The organism is Pseudomonas sp. WS 5532, from assembly GCF_012985445.1.
In the GTDB taxonomy this organism is placed as follows: domain Bacteria; phylum Pseudomonadota; class Gammaproteobacteria; order Pseudomonadales; family Pseudomonadaceae; genus Aquipseudomonas; species Aquipseudomonas edaphica.
Window position 1 is genome coordinate 49,979 of the sequence record NZ_JAAQWK010000009.1, and the last position, 16,906, is coordinate 66,884.

Here is a 16,906-nt window from a genome sequence, read left to right on the forward strand (position 1 = left end):
TTCTTTTCCTCCGAACAAGCCCCGACATGTTCAGACCTCTCTTCGTATTTATCGGCACGCGTTATACCCGTGCAAAGCGCCGCAATCATTTTGTGTCGTTCATTTCCCTGACCTCGATGATCGGGCTCGCCTTGGGCGTGGTCGTGATGATCGTGGTGCTGTCGGTGATGAACGGCTTCGATCATGAGATGCGCACCCGCGTGCTGGGCATGGTGCCCCACGCGACCATCGAGTCCGATGAACCCATCAACGACTGGCAAAGCCTGGCCGCCAAGGTCAAGCAGAACCCCAAGGTAGTGGCCGTTGCGCCGTTTACCCAGATGCAGGGGCTGCTGACCAACGACGGCAAGGTGCAGAAGATCCTGCTCAATGGCGTTGACCCGGCCCAGGAACGTAACGTGTCGATCATCGACAAGTTCATGTTGCAGGGCAAACTCGACGACTTGGCACCCGGCAGCTTCGGCATCGTGATCGGCGACAAGGCGGCGGCCAAGCTCGGCGTGGGCATCGGCGACAAGCTGACCTTCGTCGCGCCGGAAGTCACCGTGACCCCGGCCGGCATGTTCCCGCGCATGAAGCGCTTTACCGTGGTCGGCACCTTCCACGTCGGCGCCGGCGAAATCGACGGCTACCTGGGCCTCACCAACCTTACCGACCTGGCCCGCCTGCATCGCTGGCAGCCGGATCAGGTGCAGGGCCTGCGCCTCAAGTTCAACGACCTGTTCGATGCACCGCGCGGCGCGTGGGAAATCGCCCAGCACCTGGGCGACTCGCAGTACTACGCCCGCGACTGGACCCGCACCCACGGCAACCTCTACCAGGCCATCCGCATGGAAAAAGCCATGATTGGCCTGCTGTTGCTGCTGATCGTCGCCGTGGCTGCGTTCAACATCATCTCCACGCTCGTGATGGTGGTGAACGACAAGAAGGGCGATATCGCCATCCTGCGTACCCTTGGCGCCACGCCGGGCCAGATCATGGCGATCTTCATGGTGCAGGGCACCGTGATCGGCGTAGTCGGCACCTTGATCGGTACCGCCGTCGGCATTCTGGCCGCGCTGAACGTCAGCGCCGCCATTGCCGCGCTGGAAAAAGTCATCGGCCACAAGTTTCTCAACGCTGACGTCTACTTCATCGACTACTTGCCGTCCCAGGTTCAGGCCCAGGACGTGTTGATGGTGGGCGGCGCCGCGTTGCTATTGAGTTTCCTTGCCACCCTGTATCCAGCCTGGCGCGCGGCACGCACCCAGCCAGCACAGGCCTTACGTTATGAGTGAATCGGGCATGAGTGAAAAAGCTATCTTGAGCTGCCGCAACCTGGGCAAATCCTACGAGGAAGGCCCGGAGTCGGTAGTGGTGTTGTCCAACCTGCAGCTGGAACTGCACCCGGGCGAGCGCGTGGCGATCGTCGGCAGTTCCGGTTCCGGCAAAAGTACCTTGCTCAACCTGTTGGGCGGCCTGGATACGCCTTCCGAGGGCAGCGTGTGGCTGGCCGGCGAAGAACTGTCGGCACTGGGTGAAAAAGCCCGTGGCCAACTGCGCAACCGTTCGCTCGGTTTTGTGTACCAGTTCCACCACCTGCTGCCGGAATTCACCGCACTGGAAAACGTGTGCATGCCGCTGCTGATCGGCAAGACCGCGATCCCGGAAGCCCGCCAGCGCGCCAAGGCACTGCTGGAGCGCGTCGGCCTCGGCCATCGCCTGGAGCACAAACCGGCGGAACTGTCCGGCGGGGAGCGCCAGCGTGTGGCCATCGCCCGTGCCCTGGTGAACAACCCAGGCCTGGTGATGCTCGATGAGCCGACCGGCAACCTCGACTCGCATACCGCGCAAGGCATCAAGGACTTGATGCTGGAACTGAGCACCCAGATGCGCACCGCGTTCCTGGTGGTCACCCATGACATGAGCATGGCCCGCCAGATGGACCGCGTGTTGCACCTGCAGGAAGGTCATCTGGTCGCCATCTGACCCGTTTCAAGCCTGGCTTTTTTAAGCCAGGCTTTTTCATTTTTTTAAACGGTGCCCGCGAATGTTCAGACCGTTATCGATTTTTATCGGCACGCGCTATACCCGCGCCAAGCGCCGCAACCGTTTTGTCTCGTTTATCTCGATGACCTCGATGATCGGCCTCGCCCTGGGCGTGCTGGCGATGATCGTGGTGCTGTCGGTAATGAACGGCTTCCAGCGTGAAATGAGCACGCGCATCCTCGGCATGGTGCCCCACGCCACTATCGTCGGTGTAAACCCGATTGATAACTGGCAGCCCGTGGCCGCCGCCGCGCTGAAGAACCCCGAGGTCACCGCTGCGGTGCCGTTCACACAGATGGACGGCATGTTCTCCTACAAGGGCGCGATGCAGCCGATCGAGATCAGCGGCGTTGACCCGGCCCAGGAAGGCAAGGTGTCGATCGTTGCCCAGCATATCGTGCGCGGCAAACTCGAAGACCTGAAGGCCGGCGAGTTCGGCGTAGTGATCGGCGACATCACCGCACGGCGCTTTCGCCTGAATGTGGGCGACAAGCTGACCCTGATCGTGCCGGAAATCAGCACGGCCGCACCGGGTGGCATCACCCCGCGCATGCAGCGCCTGAACGTGGTCGGTATCTTCAAGGTCGGCGCCGAGCTGGATGGCTCCATGGCCCTGATCAACATGGCCGACGCCGCCGAGATCCAGCATTGGCAGCCGAACCAGGTGCAAAGCGTGCGCCTGGCGGTGAAAGACTTGTACGCGGCCCCCAAGGTTTCGGCCGACATTGCCGCGAGCCTGGGCGCCGGCTACAAGCCGGATGACTGGACCCACACCCAGGGCAGCCTGTTCAGCGCCATGAAGATGGAAAAGACCATGATCGGCCTGCTGTTGCTGATGATCGTCGCCGTCGCTGCGTTCAACATCATCGCCACCCTGATCATGGTGGTGAACGACAAAGGCGCGGACATCGCGATTTTGCGCACCATCGGCGCCACGCCACGGCAGATCATGGCGATCTTCATGGTGCAGGGCACGGTGATCGGTATCGTCGGCACCTTGATCGGCGGCGTGCTGGGCGTGATTGCGGCGCTGAACGTGAGTGAACTGGTGGGCTGGCTGGAGCGCGTGACCGGGCAGCATATCTTCAGTTCGGACGTGTACTTTGTCAGCAACCTGCCTTCCGAGCTGCAAGGCGGCGATGTACTGCTGATTTGCACGGCCGGGTTTGTGTTGAGCTTTATGGCCACGATTTACCCGGCGTATCGGGCGGCGAAGATTGAGCCGGCGCATGCCCTCAGGTATTCGTAAACGCTAAGACCGCTATCGCAGGCAAGCCAGCTCCCACATTTTGATGTGTGAATACATTCGAATGTGGGAGCTGGCTTGCCTGCGATAGGGCCGGCCCAGCTTGAATCAATCCCCCTTGGGCAACTCAATCACAAACCTGGTCCACCCGGCTTCAGACTCACAATAAATCCTCCCCCCATGCGCCCGCACAATCGACTGGGTAATCGCCAGCCCCAGCCCAGCATGCTCGCTGCTGCCTTCACGGCGCGCCGGGTCTGCCCGATAGAACCGGTCAAACAATTTAGGTAACAAAGCCGCTGGAATACCTTCCCCGGTATTGGCGACAGTCAGCGTCACAGCCTGTGCGCTTTCCGTTATCCGCACCCGCACCTCGCCACCCACGGGGGTAAACCGCAGCGCGTTATCCAGCAAGTTCGACAAGGCCCGGCGCAACATACCGCGATCACCCGCCGTTTGAGCCGTGCCCTCGCACACCAGATTGACCTGCGCGTCTTCGGCCAACAGCGCAAAAAACTCCAGCAACGCCTCCACTTCATCGTGCAGCGCCAGCGCTTCGCGCTTGGGCATCAGCAGGCCATGGTCGGCTTTGGCCAGGTACAACATGTCATTCACCAACTGCGCCATCCACTGCAACTCCTCCAGGTTGCTGTGCAGCGCCTCGCGGTAGTCCTCCAGCGGGCGCGGCTGGGTGAGGATCACCTGGGTTTGAGTCAGCAGGTTCGACAGGGGCGTGCGCAGTTCATGGGCGATATCGGCGGAGAAAGACGAGAGGCGCTGGAACGCGTCGTCGAGCCGCCCCAGCATCGCGTTAAACGCTTGGGCGAGTTCGGCCAGTTCCACCGGCATTTGCGCCTGGGGCAAGCGTTGGGTCAGGGAGTGGGCCGACACGCCGGCGGCCACTTCACTCATGCGCCGTAACGGCCGCAGCCCGCTGCGCGCTGCCCATGCGCCGAGCAGCGCGGTGGCCAGGGCGGACAAGCCGACCGTGAGCCAGATCAACCGCTGCATGCGTTGCAGAAAGTGCTGGTGGTGCGTGATGTCGAGGATCAGCGTCACTTGCGGCGAGCCGGGTTGGCCCGCCAGCAACGGCGCGTTGTACACGCGGTAGTCGGTGCCGGCGTTTTGCAGGCTGTGCAGGCCGGGCGCTGCGGGCAGCGTGACACTCGGCGCGCCATCAAACCAGCGTTGGCCGGCGGCGCTGATGCGCAAGGCAAGGTCCGGCTGGCGGCTGAGTTCGGCACGCAGTTGCGCTTCTCGCTGAGTAAAGGACGCCAGTGAGTCGACACCCTGCAAGGTGCTGCGCAGCGCGATCAGTTTGCCGTCGAGTTGCTGCTGGTCCAGTTCGATAAAGTGCGCTTCGCTGGCCTGGTTGAACAACACGCCAGCGATGAGCGAGACCACCGCCGTACAGCCGGCAAATAACAGGGCCAGACGGCTGGCCAGGGACAGGCGCGCAATCAATTGCACCGTTCCTCCAGCACATAGCCCATGCCGCGCACGGTGTGGATCAGCTTGGTGGGGAAGTTGTCGTCGACTTTAAGGCGCAAGCGGCGGATCGCCACTTCGATGATATTGGTGTCACTGTCGAAATTCATGTCCCACACCTGGGAGGCAATCAGGCTCTTGGGCAGCACTTCGCCCTGGCGGCGCAGCAGCAGTTCGAGCAGGGCGAACTCCTTGGCGGTGAGGTCGATACGCTGGCCGCCGCGCTCGACGCGGCGGCGGATCAGGTCCAGGCGCAGGTCGGCCAGTTGCAGCGTGGTTTCCTGCGGGGTGCTGCTGCCACGGCGCAACAGGCTGCGCACCCGCGCCAGCAATTCGGAAAAGGCGAAAGGCTTGACCAGGTAATCGTCGGCGCCCAGCTCAAGGCCGTGCACACGGTCTTCCACGGCGTCGCGGGCGGTGAGGAACAACACCGGAATGTCCAGGCCCGCACTGCGCACGGCGTGCAGAATTTGCCAGCCGTCGCGGCCGGGCAGCATCACGTCGAGGATCAGCAGGTCGTAATCGCCGGTCAGGGCCAAATGCTGCCCACTCGTGCCGTCAGCCACCAACTCGGTGGTAAAGCCAGCCTCGGTCAGGCCCTGGCGCAGGTAGTGGCCGGTTTTCGGTTGGTCTTCAACGATCAGCAGTTTCATGGGCAACTCGTGGCAACAGGTGGCGATGGGCTTTATACCGTGGGCGGCAGCGTCAGGGCGTAACCTGACAAAGTTGTAATCTAGCAGTCAGCTGGCTGGCAGCAGAGCCATCTTAAAGTGCTGACCAAGCTGGACACACTTTTTTGGAGAAGCGTCATGGCGTTGCGTACACCTCTGTTATTGGCGGGCTGTTTGTTGGCATTGAGCGTTAATGCAATGGCTGATGAGGCTCACACCTACGCGTTTGGTCACCCGGCACCGGCCGATAAAGCCACGCGCACCGTAGAAGTAACCCTGCAGGACATTTCCTTTTCGCCCAAGGCTCTGGATGTAAAAGCCGGTGAGACCGTGCGCTTTGTGCTGGTCAACAAAGGCCAGTTGCTGCACGAGTTCAACCTGGGTGATGCGGCGATGCACGCCGAACACCAAAAAGAAATGCTCAAGATGCAGGCCAGCGGCATGCTCACGGCCACCGGCATGGGCAAGATGGACCACGCCGCCATGGGGCATGGCGATATGGGCGAGATGGGTGGCATGAAGCATGACGATCCCAACAGCGTGCTGGTGGAACCGGGCAAGACCGCCGAGCTGACCTGGACCTTCAACAAGGCCACCGGTCTTGAGTTTGCCTGCAACATTCCGGGGCATTATCAGGCGGGCATGGTCGGCAAGCTGACCGTTGAGTGAGGCGATTCTTAAGGGCGGGAGCAAAGGCTGGTAGACTGGCGCGGTTTATTTAGCCAGGTTTCCGCCATGCATCCCGCAGCCGAACATTCGCCGCTGGGCAAGTCCAGTGAATACATCTCTACCTACACGCCGTCGTTGCTGTTCCCGATCCCTCGCGCCGCCAAATGGGCCGAGCTGGGCCTGACTGCCGAAACCCTGCCTTATAAGGGCGTGGATTTCTGGAACTGCTTCGAACTGTCGTGGTTGCTGCCATCGGGCAAGCCGGTGGTGGCCATCGGTGAATTCAGCATCCCGGCCGAGTCGCCGAACATCATCGAGTCCAAATCTTTCAAGCTGTACCTCAACTCGCTGAACCAGACCGCGTTTGCCGACACGCAAAGCCTGGAAGCCACCTTGTGCACCGACCTCAGCGCCGCCGCCGGCCTGCCTGTGAGTGTGCGCATCCGCAGCCTGGCCGAGGTTGAGGCCGAAGGCGTGATGGCGTTGCCGGGCGCGTGCATCGACGACCTGGACATCAGCGTCAGCAACTACGAGCACCCGCGCCCGGAGCTGCTGCGTTGCGACGACTCGCGCATTATCGAGGAGAGCGTGCACAGCCACCTGCTCAAATCCAACTGCCCGGTCACCAGCCAGCCGGATTGGGGCAGCGTGGTGGTGGAGTACCGTGGTCACGCGTTGGATCACGCCAGTTTGCTGGAATATATCGTGAGCTTCCGCCAGCACTCGGACTTTCATGAGCAGTGCGTTGAGCGGATCTTTTTGGACTTGCAGCGGTTGCTCAAGCCAGAGAAGTTGACGGTGTATGCGCGCTATGTGCGGCGCGGTGGGTTGGATATCAACCCGTATCGCAGCACTGAGAATGTGCAGTTCCAGAACGTGCGCCTGGCTCGTCAGTAGCCGTCACACAAAACAAATGTGGGAGCTGGCTTGCCTGCTCCCACATTTTGGTTCTGTGTTTGGCTTGGGGCCGGGTTAGATCCCCATGTTGCCCAAGGTGATCATGATATTGCGCAGTGTCCCGGAAATGACCGGGTGTTCGGCATCGAACTCTATGGCTGCTTGATTCACATCGTCGGAAATACTGGGCGTTTGGGTGGCCGGTTCAAGTTCGAGTTGTAATTCGAACTTGGCAATCAAGGCTTCCAGTGCTTCACGTTTTTCTTCAGACAGCGGCGGTTGCTGTTCCAACTGCCCGCGCAGGATGTTGACCTGTTCTTCAAGCTTTATGCGGTCAGGCATGACGTTCTTCCTTTTATCGATAGGCACTGGCATAGACCGCGGCTCGCCGTGAAAGGTCTACGGGCTGACCTGTAGATTAATCCACCGGCGCCTTGAGTGCATGATCTCTATCAGGGCTTCTCGCCTTTAAGCTGGCGCAGGCTGATATCCGCCAGGCAGGTGCCCAGCTCGCCAAGGTGATCGATCACTGAATGCACGCCCAGCCCATACAGCGCCACCGTGGCTTTGCCGCGCTTGTGCTCGCGCTGTTGTTCGGTCAACGCCTGCCATTGCTCAGGTGACAGGCCGCACAGCGAGCCGCAGGACGCCAGGCCGATGGTCCATAACCCGGCATTCAGGCCCGATTGCAGCAAACGCGGCTCGCCGCTGACCAGCACACAGCCTTCGAGGCGTTGGATATTCAGTTCCATCAAGGCTTGCCAGCAGGCGTGCGGCGCCGGCCAGCGGATCGAGGAGGGGGGCGTGGCTTTGAGCCAAGCGGGCAGGGCAGCCGCCAGCGGGGTGGTGACCGAGGCGGGCAGCTCATCCAGCCAGGCGCAGGGCACGCCTTGGTCCTTGAGGCTGCGCAGAATCTTCAGCGCGCCGGGCGTGGCCTGGGAGTCGGGGCAGGGCGAGTCTGTGCGGGCCTGGGAACCGAAATCCACCAGGCAGCCACTCAGGCCAAACAGCACGGCAGTCAAGGTGGGGGCGCTGGCTATGGCAATTTCGGCGTGAGGCATTTCGACTTCCCTGAAATAGCTACGACGCTATCCGGGCTGCATGACAAGCGGATGACACTTAACCTGTTTGTAGGAATTTTGTGCATTTTGCGTATGTCGTTTCCTCGTTACTGCCTAAATCCACACATCCGTCATATACTGACGGTCTTATTCAGGGCATAGCGCCCATGACAGATCATTCAAGGAGCCAAAGCTATGCGCTGGAGCCAGTACTTCGCTCAGCTATCTGTGTGTGCAACTATCCTGCTCGCCCCCTTCGCGGCCCAGGCTGCGTCGGAAGACGATCCATGGGAAAGCGTCAACCGCCCGATCTTCACCTTCAACGACACCGTTGATACCTACGCGCTCAAGCCGATTGCCCAGGGTTATCAATTTGTAACCCCGCAATTTGTACAAGACGGCATCCACAACTTCTTCCGCAACATCGGCGATGTCGGCAACCTGGCCAACAACGTGCTGCAGCTCAAGCCGCACGCCGCTGGTGTGGACACTGCCCGCCTGTTGATGAACACCACCTTCGGCGTGCTTGGCTTTGTTGATGTGGGCACCAAAATGGGGCTGCAACGCAGCGATGAAGACTTCGGCCAGACCCTCGGCTACTGGGGCGTCGGCAGCGGTCCTTACGTGATGCTGCCGCTGCTCGGCCCAAGCACCCTGCGTGATGCGCCGTCCAAATACGTCGACAGCTACACCCAACCGTACCGCTACATGAACGATATCGGCTGGCGCAACAGCACCTTCGGCCTGAACATCGTTGATACCCGTGCCAGCCTGCTCGACAGCGAGAAGCTGATCACGGGCGACAAATACACCTTTATCCGTAACGCTTACCTGCAGAACCGTGAGTTCAAGGTAAAAGACGGCAAGGTCGTCGACGACTTTTAAGCCGTGACGTTTTGAAATGAAAAAAGGCGACCTCTATAGGTCGCCTTTTTTGTGCGCGTTTTTCAGCGCATTTTCAAGATCCTGAGGCCCAGGTGCTGGCGCTCGCCTTCGTTTTTGGCCCACACCACCTCGGTGTCCGCCTCCAGGCCCGTGAGGGCGGCATGTTCCGAATCGATGCGCACGGTCAGTTGGTCTCCCACCTGAAACTGGCGAGGTGCCTCAACCTGCATGCCGGAGCTGGAAAGGTCCACACAAACCCCGGCAATCTCTTGCCCCGCGTGGATCAGCGCCACATCGGCATCCACGCGCATGCGGATGAAATCGCGTTTTTCGTCGTAGCCGCGCTCATGTTCGCTCACGGGTTCCATCCTTACTTTGTGTTGTGGTGGTGACTGTTCTTATAACTCCCGGTGATTTGCGGTGTAAAGACGCCCGGCGACCATCGGCATGAGCTTGAAACCCCTGACGGATGGGAGTACCGTCTGCGCCTTAGAAGGGCACCTCTGCTTTACCGTTGTGCATGGGAGAAATCCCAGTACTTTGTAGGACAGAGAGGCTAGAAAGCGAATCCAGTACGTGAGCCCGGCCATTGCCGAGCCGCCTACGCCAACCTAATTCTGGCGCCGTTTGCCCACATGCAAAAAACCAGTGCCACGCTGCTGATAATCGATGACGACGAAGTAGTGCGCGCGAGCCTCGCGGCCTATTTGGAAGACAGTGGCTTCAGCGTCCTGCAGGCCAGTAATGGCCAACAGGGTCTCCAGGTGTTCGAGCGCGACAAGCCCGACCTCGTGATCTGCGACCTGCGCATGCCCCAAATGGGCGGCCTCGAGCTGATTCGCCAGGTAACCGAGCGTGCGCCGCAGACGCCAGTGATTGTTGTGTCCGGTGCCGGCGTGATGAACGATGCTGTCGAGGCCCTGCGCCTGGGCGCTGCCGACTACCTGATCAAGCCCCTGGAAGACCTGGCGGTGCTGGAGCATTCGGTGCGCCGCGCGCTGGACCGTGCTCGCCTGCTGCTGGAAAACCAGCGCTACCGCGAAAAGCTCGAAACCGCCAACCGCGAACTCGAAGCCAGCCTCAATTTGCTCCAGGAAGACCAGAACGCCGGTCGCCAGGTGCAGATGAACATGCTGCCGGTGAGCCCGTGGACCATCGACGAATTCAAGTTTGCGCACCAGATCATCCCGTCGCTGTACCTGTCGGGTGATTTTGTCGACTACTTCCGCGTCGATGAGCGACGTGTGGCGTTCTACCTGGCCGACGTGTCCGGCCACGGCGCTTCTTCTGCGTTTGTTACCGTGTTGTTGAAATTCATGACCACACGGCTGTTGTTCGAATCCAAGCGCAATGGCACCTTGCCGGAGTTCACCCCCTCCGAGGTGCTGGGCCACATCAACCGAGGCCTGATCAGCTGCAAGCTGGGCAAGCACGTGACGATGGTTGGCGGCGTGATTGATGAAGAAACCGGTCTTTTGACCTACAGCATCGGCGGTCACCTGCCGATGCCGGTTTTATACACTCCCGACAGTGTGCGTTACCTGGAAGGCCGTGGTCTGCCGGTGGGCTTGTTTAACGAAGCCACCTACGAAGACCACATCCTGGAATTGCCGCCGACGTTCAGCCTTACGCTGATGTCCGACGGCATACTGGACCTTCTTCCAGAGCCTACACTCAAAGAGAAAGAAGCCGCCTTGCCCCAAAAGGTCAAGTCGGCGGGCGGCAGCCTGGATGGCCTGCGGCAGGTTTTTGGATTGTCCACGCTAGGGGAGATGCCGGATGATATCGCCCTATTGGTGTTGAGCAGGAATCTTTGATGAGTACCGGAAGAATCCAATTCGCCGAGCAAGACGGGACCTTCGTCCTGAAGTTTGTCGGTGAAGTGCGCCTGACCTTGTGTTCGGCGCTGGATGCGACGATTGAGCGGATCTTCACCGCGCTGAACTTCTCAGCGATCGTGATCGATCTGACCGAAACCCGCAGCATCGATAGCACCACCCTTGGCTTGCTGGCCAAGTTGTCCATTCTGTCTCGGCAGAAGGTCGGCCTGTTGCCGACTGTGGTCACCACCCACGAAGACATCACCCGTCTGTTGCAGTCCATGGGCTTTGATCAAGTGTTCAACATCGTTGACCGCCCGATCCCGTGCCCGGAATGCCTGACCGACCTGCCTTCGCAAGACCAGTCCGAAGAAGTGGTACGGGTTAAGGTGCTGGAAGCGCACAAGATCCTGATGGGCCTGAACGAGTCCAACCGCGAAGCCTTCCACGACCTGGTCAACGCCCTAGAGCGCCACTGACCTTCAGTTGAAACCCAATCCAATGTGGGAGCTGGCTTGCCTGCGATAGCGGTATGTCAGCCACCTATTCATTGCTGACCCACCGCTATCGCAGGCAAGCCAGCTCCCACAGTTTGAACGGTGACTGGTTTGAGAAATGCGAACCACAAAAAAGGGCGGCACCCTCACAGGTGCCGCCCTTTTTGTCGTCGCCTGCCTTACAGCTTGGCAGTCAACAACGCCTCCAGCTTCTCCTGGTCCCGAGCAAACTGACGAATCCCCTCCGCCAGTTTCTCAGTCGCCATTGCGTCCTCGTTGGACTCCCAACGGAACTGCGCTTCAGTCAAATGCACCCGCGCTTCACCGGCATGGCCTGGCGACAGCTTGCGCTCCAGCTTGCCTTCATCCGCCGCCAGCTTCTCCAGTAGGTCCGGGCTGATGGTCAGGCGGTCACAGCCCGCCAGCTCTTCAATCTGGCTGAGGTTACGGAAGCTCGCACCCATCACTACAGTTTTATAGCCATTGGCCTTGTAGTAGTTGTAGATGCGCGTCACCGACTGCACGCCCGGGTCATCGGAACCGGTGTAGTCGTTGCCGTTGGCCTTCTTGTACCAGTCGTAGATACGGCCCACGAACGGCGAAATCAGGAACACACCGGCTTCGGCGCAGGCCACGGCCTGGGCAAACGAGAACAGCAGCGTCAGGTTGGTTTGAATGCCTTCTTTTTCCAGCTTCTCCGCTGCGCGGATGCCTTCCCAGGTGGAGGCGATCTTGATCAGCACGCGGTCACGGCCTACGCCAGCTTTGTCGTACAGGTCGATCAGACGGTGCGCACGCTTGAGAATCGCGGCTTCATCGAACGACAAACGCGCATCCACCTCGGTGGAAATACGCCCCGGCACTACTTTGAGAATCTCTTGACCTACCGCCACCGCAAAACGGTCGCTGGCCAGGCCCACGTCACCGTTGCAGTCCTTCACAGCCTCATCCAGCAGCGTGGCATAGCCTGGAATCGACGCCGCCTTGAGCAGCAGGGAAGGGTTAGTGGTGGCGTCTTGCGGCTTGAGCTTGGCGAGGGTGGAGAAATCGCCGGTATCGGCTACAACGGTGGTGAATTGCTTGAGTTGTTCCAGCTTGGAAGTCATGGGCGTGCTCTGTCCTGTGGGTCTGATGACATTACCCGAGCGCCGACAAGCGCTCAAGGGCGCAAATACATTCAGTCGTTTGCGAGGGCAACAACCTGAAAACAGCCGTTTGAATGCCCCGTCTTGGTGCTAAATAGGAGACCAAAACCCCCGACAGGTTCAACCCAAGTTCCCCCAACCCACGCGGCCCCGTGTGAGAGCTGGCTTCCTGTGGCGAGCAGCCTTGCTGTGGCGAGCAGGCTTGCCCTGCGTTGGGCTGCGAAGCAGCCCCAGTAAGGCGATCGAGTTTTTCATTCAGAACGCCGTCATAGTCATCAGGGCCGCTACGCACCCCAACGCAGGGCAAGCCTGCTCGCCACAACAGCCCAGCCACCGACCAACTCCCTGACACCCATCACCCAAAACGGTGGGAGCTGGCTTGCCTGCAATAACGCCAGCCCAGCCACCAACCAACTCCCTGACCCCCCGCACTCAAACTGTGGGAGCTGGCTTGCCTGCGATAACGCCAGCCCAGCCACCACCCAACCCCCTGACACCCCGCATTCAAACCTGTGGGAGCTGGCTTGCCTGCGATAACGCCAGCCCAGCCACCACCCAACCCCTGACACCCCGCACTCAAACTGTGGGAGCTGGCTTGAACTGGTCAAGTAATCCCGGACACCGATTACGGTGTTTATGCCGCTTTTTGCTCCATGGCTATTGGCGACAGGTAGTTGTTGTAGCTGTGGAGCCTGATTCGATTGTATCGCATGAAGAAACTGGTCATATCCTGCCTGGCTTCTTCAACCGTCGTGTAGCCCTTAATGGGCACCCACTCTGATTTGAGCGTCCCGAAGAAACGTTCTGTTGGTGCGTTGTCCCAGCACTGCCCTCTGCGGCTCATGCTTTGCGTTATCCCATGCTCCAGCAGTTCGGACTGAAAGAGCTGGCTGGTGTATTGGCAGCCTTGATCCGAATGAAACATCAAGCCTGCATGTTTGCCTCGAACCTCCACCGCCATTCTCAGCGCCCTGCTAACCAGGGTGGCGTCATTGATCAGAGAAAACGCCCAGCCAACGATTCGGCGGGCGAACAAATCAATGACCGCTGCCAAGTGATACCAGCGTTTACCAACCATCAGGCTGGTAACGTCGCCGCACCAGACCTGATTGATTGCGGTTGGCTCGAAATTACGCTCGAGCAGGTTCTTGGCCACAAATGCTTCGACGCCTCTAGAGCGATATTGATGGCGGCGGCGCTGCTTGCTGGCCAGATTTGCCTCCGCCATGAGTTTTCCGGCCAGATGCCGTCCCACTTTGATCTGCTGGGCCTTTAAGTGCTGAGAGATCATCCGCGCGCCTGAACTTCCCCGGCTTTCGTCATGCAGTTGCACGACTTTTGCTCTGAGCGCGTCACGCTTGGTATTCGGCGCTGAGCGACGCTTAAGCCACTCATAAAACGCGCTGCGGGAAACACCAAGCGCACTACAAAGCAGGCGGGTCGGATATGAGCTCGACTCTCTCAGCTCCTCGATCAGGAAAAACGATCGGGATCCGACATCAAGAGAGCCGTAGCCTTTTTTAAGATTTCAGCCTCGGTCTCCAGGCGCTTGACCTTGGCTCGCAGCTGTTGAAGCTCTCGCTGTTCGTCGCTGATTGCCTTAGTACCAGGCACTGGCTGCCCTTTCTGACGCTCTTTACGAACCTGATCAATCCAGCGGCGCAGAGCCGTAGGGCCAACGTCCATCGATGCACAGACGTCAGGAACTGAGCAGTTATCATCAAGAACCATGCTTGCAGCACGTTGCTTGAACTCGCGGGTGTAGGTCTTTCGTTCTTGCATGGAACCTCCTGATTGGGCGAATCATATCGCCCTTAAGAGGTGTCCGGGATCATTAGGCCTGTTCAGCTTGCCTGCGATAACGCCAGCCCAGCCACCAACCAACCCCCTGACACCCCGCACTCAAACCTGTGGGAGCGAGCTTGCTCGCGAAAGCGGCCTGTCAGCCTCCAAATAAACTAACTGACACCCAACCCCTCACCGCCCCTCCAACAACTCCCCAGCCTGATCCAACAAAGCCAACGGATCACTCGCCTTATGAATATCCACCGACAACAACTGCCTGAACCGACGAGCCCCCGGAAACCCGGTCCCCAACCCCAACACATGCCGAGTAATGTGATGCATCGCACCACCGCTCGCCAAATGCTCCGCAATATAAGGCCGCAACAACGCCAACACCTGCGCCCGACTCACCACCGGCGCCTCACTCCCAAACAACCGCTGATCCACCTCCGCCAACACATACGGATTGTGATAAGCCTCCCGCCCCAACATCACCCCATCAAACACCTGCAAATGCTCCTGGCACTGCTCCAGCGTCTTGATCCCGCCATTCAACACAATCTCCAACTCCGGGAAATCCTGCTTCAACTGCGCCGCCACGTCATAGCGCAACGGCGGAATATCCCGATTCTCCTTCGGCGACAACCCCTCCAGAATCGCAATCCGCGCATGCACCGTAAAACTCGTACACCCCGCGTCCCTCACCGTGCCAACGAAATCACACAGCTCGGCATAACTGTCCCGCCCATTGATCCCGATACGATGCTTCACCGTCACCGGAATCGACACCGCATCCCGCATCGCCTTCACGCAATCCGCCACCAACGCCGGGTGCGCCATCAGGATCGCGCCGATCATATTGTTCTGCACCCGATCACTTGGGCAGCCGACGTTCAAGTTCACTTCATCGTAACCGGCAGCCTCAGCCATACGCGCGCAAGCGGCCAGGTCGGCAGGAACACTGCCGCCCAACTGCAGCGCGAGTGGGTGCTCGGCTTCGTTGTGGCGCAGGAAGCGGTCGTGGTCGCCGTGCAGGATCGCGCCGGTGGTGACCATCTCGGTGTAGAGCAGGGCGTGCTTGGAGAGCAGGCGCAGGAAGAACCGGCAGTGGCGGTCGGTCCAGTCCATCATGGGGGCAACGCTAAAGCGCCGAGACAGTGCGGGGCTTGATTCTGCTGGGCTAAAGCTCTGTTTATCTAGCATTTTACTCAACGTGTTCTGGGCGTGTTTTTGGGCGTTTTCCGGCGTTTTTACAGCCTCGGTGGTACGATGTACCACTCAAAAACTGACGCGTACCACTTTCTATATGGCGACTATCAGGGCAAGAAAACTGGCAGATGGGATGGTGAGCTACACGGCTCAAATCCGCATCAAGCGCGACGGAGTGCAAGTCTACCAAGAGAGCCAGACCTTCGCCCGAAAACAGGCCGCCCAGGCCTGGGCGCGCAAGCGCGAATCGGAGCTGGACGAGCCTGGCGCGATCGAGCGCGCCAGCCGCAAAGGCGCCACGCTAAAAGAGATGACCGATCGCTACCTGGTTGAAGTCGAGAAAGCCCGGCCGCTGGGCAAGACCAAGCGTGCCACGCTGAATGCTATCGGTGAGACGTACCTGGGCGAATTGACCGACACGGACATCAATACCAGTGCCTGGTCGATTTCGCCCTCTGGCGGATGAGTGCCGAGGGCGGTGGTGTTCAGCCACAAACCGCTGGTAATGACCTGGCGCACCTCGGCGCAGTTCTCGCGATTGCCAAAGACGCATGGGGTTACCAGGTTGATCCGCTCGCCATGGGCGGCGCCAGGCGCGTGCTGCGCAAGCTGGGTTACAACCTGAAAAGCCGGGAGCGTGACCGCCGGCCTACTTTGGACGAGTTGGGAAAGGTGCTGACGCACTACCAAGCCATGCAGGCGAGGCGCCCGACGGTCATCAATATGCTCAAAGTCGTGGGTTTTGCCCTGTTCTCCACGCGCCGGCTGGATGAAATTACCCGTATTCGCTGGTCCGACGTCGATGAACCCGGTCAGCGAGTGCTGGTGCGCGACATGAAAAACCCTGGCCAGAAGATCGGCAACGATGTGTGGTGTTACCTGCCGGACGAGGCGTGGCACATCCTCCAGACAATGCCAAAGGCCGGCGACGACATCTTCCCCTACAGCCCTGAATCTATCTCCACGTCATGGACGAAAGCCTGCAAGTTCCTGGCGATCGCGGATCTGCACTTCCACGACCTTCGCCACGAAGGTATCAGCCGGTTATTTGAGATGGACTGGGATATCCCGCGCGTGGCGAGTGTTTCCGGCCACCGAGATTGGAATTCGATGCGGCGATACACCCACCTACGTGGCAAGGGCGACCGCTATTTGGGGTGGGAATGGCACGAAAAGATATTGAGGGCGCCCGTCCAACTGGGCGCCGCATCAATGAAGTGGCTCAATAGACGTGTTTTAACCCGTTGAGCTGGTTGTGCTCTTTAACTGCAGCAGCGTGCTGTAGATCCAGGTACGTGGCCAGATCGGTGAGGTGGACGCCCTTTGCCGACTTCTGGCTCGGCTCCAGGCGTGTAATTGGCAACTTGATCTGACCACTCATCACCTTGCGTTGGAACATATCCGGTGTCAGGTGAGTGAAGTAGTCCCGGCACACCAGCTCCAGCGGGATGATCGCCTGGCCGTCATATTGGGCCATCAGGATAAAGGCTGTATTCATATGGCAC

The 16,906-nt window shown here is 59.6% G+C and carries 18 protein-coding genes and 1 pseudogene; 9 read left to right on the forward strand and 10 right to left on the reverse strand.

The features are described from left to right. Nucleotides 1-26: 26 nt before the first annotated feature. From HBO23_RS16740 to HBO23_RS16750, 3 genes are all read left to right on the forward strand, one after another. Nucleotides 27-1,277 (forward strand): lipoprotein-releasing ABC transporter permease subunit, encoded by a 1,251-nt coding sequence (locus tag HBO23_RS16740; protein WP_017137435.1) that lies wholly within the window; start codon nucleotides 27-29, stop codon nucleotides 1,275-1,277. 7 nt (nucleotides 1,278-1,284) lie between these two features. Continuing rightward, nucleotides 1,285-1,968 (forward strand): lipoprotein-releasing ABC transporter ATP-binding protein LolD, encoded by a 684-nt coding sequence (gene lolD, locus HBO23_RS16745; protein WP_020372695.1) that lies wholly within the window; start codon nucleotides 1,285-1,287, stop codon nucleotides 1,966-1,968. 61 nt (nucleotides 1,969-2,029) lie between these two features. Beyond that, nucleotides 2,030-3,277 (forward strand): lipoprotein-releasing ABC transporter permease subunit, encoded by a 1,248-nt coding sequence (locus HBO23_RS16750; RefSeq protein WP_170038821.1) that lies wholly within the window; start codon nucleotides 2,030-2,032, stop codon nucleotides 3,275-3,277. A gap of 105 nt (nucleotides 3,278-3,382) precedes the next feature. On the opposite strand, the gene HBO23_RS16755 is transcribed toward HBO23_RS16750, so the two are convergent. Together HBO23_RS16755 and HBO23_RS16760 are read right to left on the reverse strand one after the other, a co-directional pair. Next, nucleotides 3,383-4,738: a heavy metal sensor histidine kinase gene (locus HBO23_RS16755; RefSeq protein WP_170039015.1), complete on the reverse strand. Its 1,356-nt coding sequence runs from the start codon at nucleotides 4,736-4,738 to the stop codon at nucleotides 3,383-3,385. Next, entirely contained in the window at nucleotides 4,735-5,415 is a 681-nt protein-coding gene (locus tag HBO23_RS16760) for a heavy metal response regulator transcription factor (protein WP_099548680.1), read from the reverse strand. The genes HBO23_RS16755 and HBO23_RS16760 overlap by 4 nt, the downstream gene beginning before the upstream one ends. Before the next feature lie 156 nt (nucleotides 5,416-5,571). On the opposite strand from HBO23_RS16760, the gene HBO23_RS16765 reads away from it, so the two are divergent. Both HBO23_RS16765 and queF read left to right on the forward strand, forming a co-directional pair. Continuing rightward, a complete protein-coding gene (locus HBO23_RS16765) occupies nucleotides 5,572-6,102 on the forward strand; it encodes a cupredoxin family protein (protein WP_138453710.1) in 531 nt (176 codons plus the stop codon). Between the two features lie 66 nt (nucleotides 6,103-6,168). After that, nucleotides 6,169-6,999, forward strand: coding sequence for an NADPH-dependent 7-cyano-7-deazaguanine reductase QueF (queF, locus tag HBO23_RS16770; RefSeq protein WP_170038823.1), 831 nt, complete (start codon nucleotides 6,169-6,171; stop codon nucleotides 6,997-6,999). A 75-nt stretch (nucleotides 7,000-7,074) separates the two neighbouring features. On the opposite strand, the gene HBO23_RS16775 is transcribed toward queF, so the two are convergent. Further along, the gene (locus tag HBO23_RS16775) at nucleotides 7,075-7,341 is read right to left on the reverse strand and encodes a DUF4404 family protein (RefSeq protein ID WP_017137441.1); all 267 of its coding nucleotides are present in this window, start codon (nucleotides 7,339-7,341) and stop codon (nucleotides 7,075-7,077) included. Between the two features lie 110 nt (nucleotides 7,342-7,451). Beyond that, complete coding sequence (locus tag HBO23_RS16780) at nucleotides 7,452-8,060, reverse strand: HAD family phosphatase (RefSeq protein ID WP_170038825.1); 609 nt, start codon at nucleotides 8,058-8,060, stop codon at nucleotides 7,452-7,454. 195 nt (nucleotides 8,061-8,255) lie between these two features. On the opposite strand from HBO23_RS16780, the gene HBO23_RS16785 reads away from it, so the two are divergent. Then, nucleotides 8,256-8,945, forward strand: coding sequence for a VacJ family lipoprotein (locus tag HBO23_RS16785; RefSeq protein WP_065929195.1), 690 nt, complete (start codon nucleotides 8,256-8,258; stop codon nucleotides 8,943-8,945). 62 nt (nucleotides 8,946-9,007) lie between these two features. Here HBO23_RS16785 and HBO23_RS16790 read toward each other — a convergent pair whose 3' ends face one another. Next, a complete protein-coding gene (locus tag HBO23_RS16790; protein ID WP_017137444.1) occupies nucleotides 9,008-9,304 on the reverse strand; it encodes a PilZ domain-containing protein in 297 nt (98 codons plus the stop codon). A 276-nt stretch (nucleotides 9,305-9,580) separates the two neighbouring features. Here HBO23_RS16790 and rssB point away from each other — a divergent pair, with 276 nt between their 5' ends. Beyond that, the gene (gene rssB, locus HBO23_RS16795; RefSeq protein WP_099548684.1) at nucleotides 9,581-10,762 is read left to right on the forward strand and encodes a two-component system response regulator RssB; all 1,182 of its coding nucleotides are present in this window, start codon (nucleotides 9,581-9,583) and stop codon (nucleotides 10,760-10,762) included. Beyond that, a complete protein-coding gene (gene rssC / locus HBO23_RS16800; RefSeq protein ID WP_003172602.1) occupies nucleotides 10,762-11,244 on the forward strand; it encodes an anti-sigma factor antagonist RssC in 483 nt (160 codons plus the stop codon). Before rssB ends, rssC begins: the two co-directional genes overlap by 1 nt. Before the next feature lie 197 nt (nucleotides 11,245-11,441). On the opposite strand, the gene tal is transcribed toward rssC, so the two are convergent. From tal to dusA, 4 genes are all read right to left on the reverse strand, one after another. Next, nucleotides 11,442-12,368, reverse strand: coding sequence for a transaldolase (tal, locus tag HBO23_RS16805; RefSeq protein ID WP_099548685.1), 927 nt, complete (start codon nucleotides 12,366-12,368; stop codon nucleotides 11,442-11,444). Nucleotides 12,369-13,041: 673 nt separating this feature from the next. Beyond that, complete coding sequence (locus HBO23_RS16810) at nucleotides 13,042-13,884, reverse strand: IS3 family transposase (protein ID WP_346343059.1); 843 nt, start codon at nucleotides 13,882-13,884, stop codon at nucleotides 13,042-13,044. Beyond that, on the reverse strand, nucleotides 13,881-14,189 hold the full coding sequence (locus tag HBO23_RS33915; protein ID WP_262378192.1) for a transposase: 309 nt from the start codon (nucleotides 14,187-14,189) through the stop codon (nucleotides 13,881-13,883). The genes HBO23_RS16810 and HBO23_RS33915 overlap by 4 nt, the downstream gene beginning before the upstream one ends. Nucleotides 14,190-14,384: 195 nt before the next feature. Next, nucleotides 14,385-15,395: a tRNA dihydrouridine(20/20a) synthase DusA gene (gene dusA, locus HBO23_RS16815; RefSeq protein WP_170038827.1), complete on the reverse strand. Its 1,011-nt coding sequence runs from the start codon at nucleotides 15,393-15,395 to the stop codon at nucleotides 14,385-14,387. Nucleotides 15,396-15,498: 103 nt separating this feature from the next. Here dusA and HBO23_RS16820 point away from each other — a divergent pair. After that, nucleotides 15,499-16,649 (forward strand): annotated as a pseudogene (locus HBO23_RS16820) (site-specific integrase). Here HBO23_RS16820 and HBO23_RS16825 read toward each other — a convergent pair. After that, nucleotides 16,624-16,899 carry a pyocin activator PrtN family protein gene (locus HBO23_RS16825; RefSeq protein WP_170038829.1) on the reverse strand — a complete coding sequence of 92 codons (276 nt, stop codon included), beginning with the start codon at nucleotides 16,897-16,899 and terminating at the stop codon, nucleotides 16,624-16,626. The pseudogene HBO23_RS16820 and the gene HBO23_RS16825 sit on opposite strands and share 26 nt — an antisense overlap. Nucleotides 16,900-16,906 lie beyond the last annotated feature (7 nt).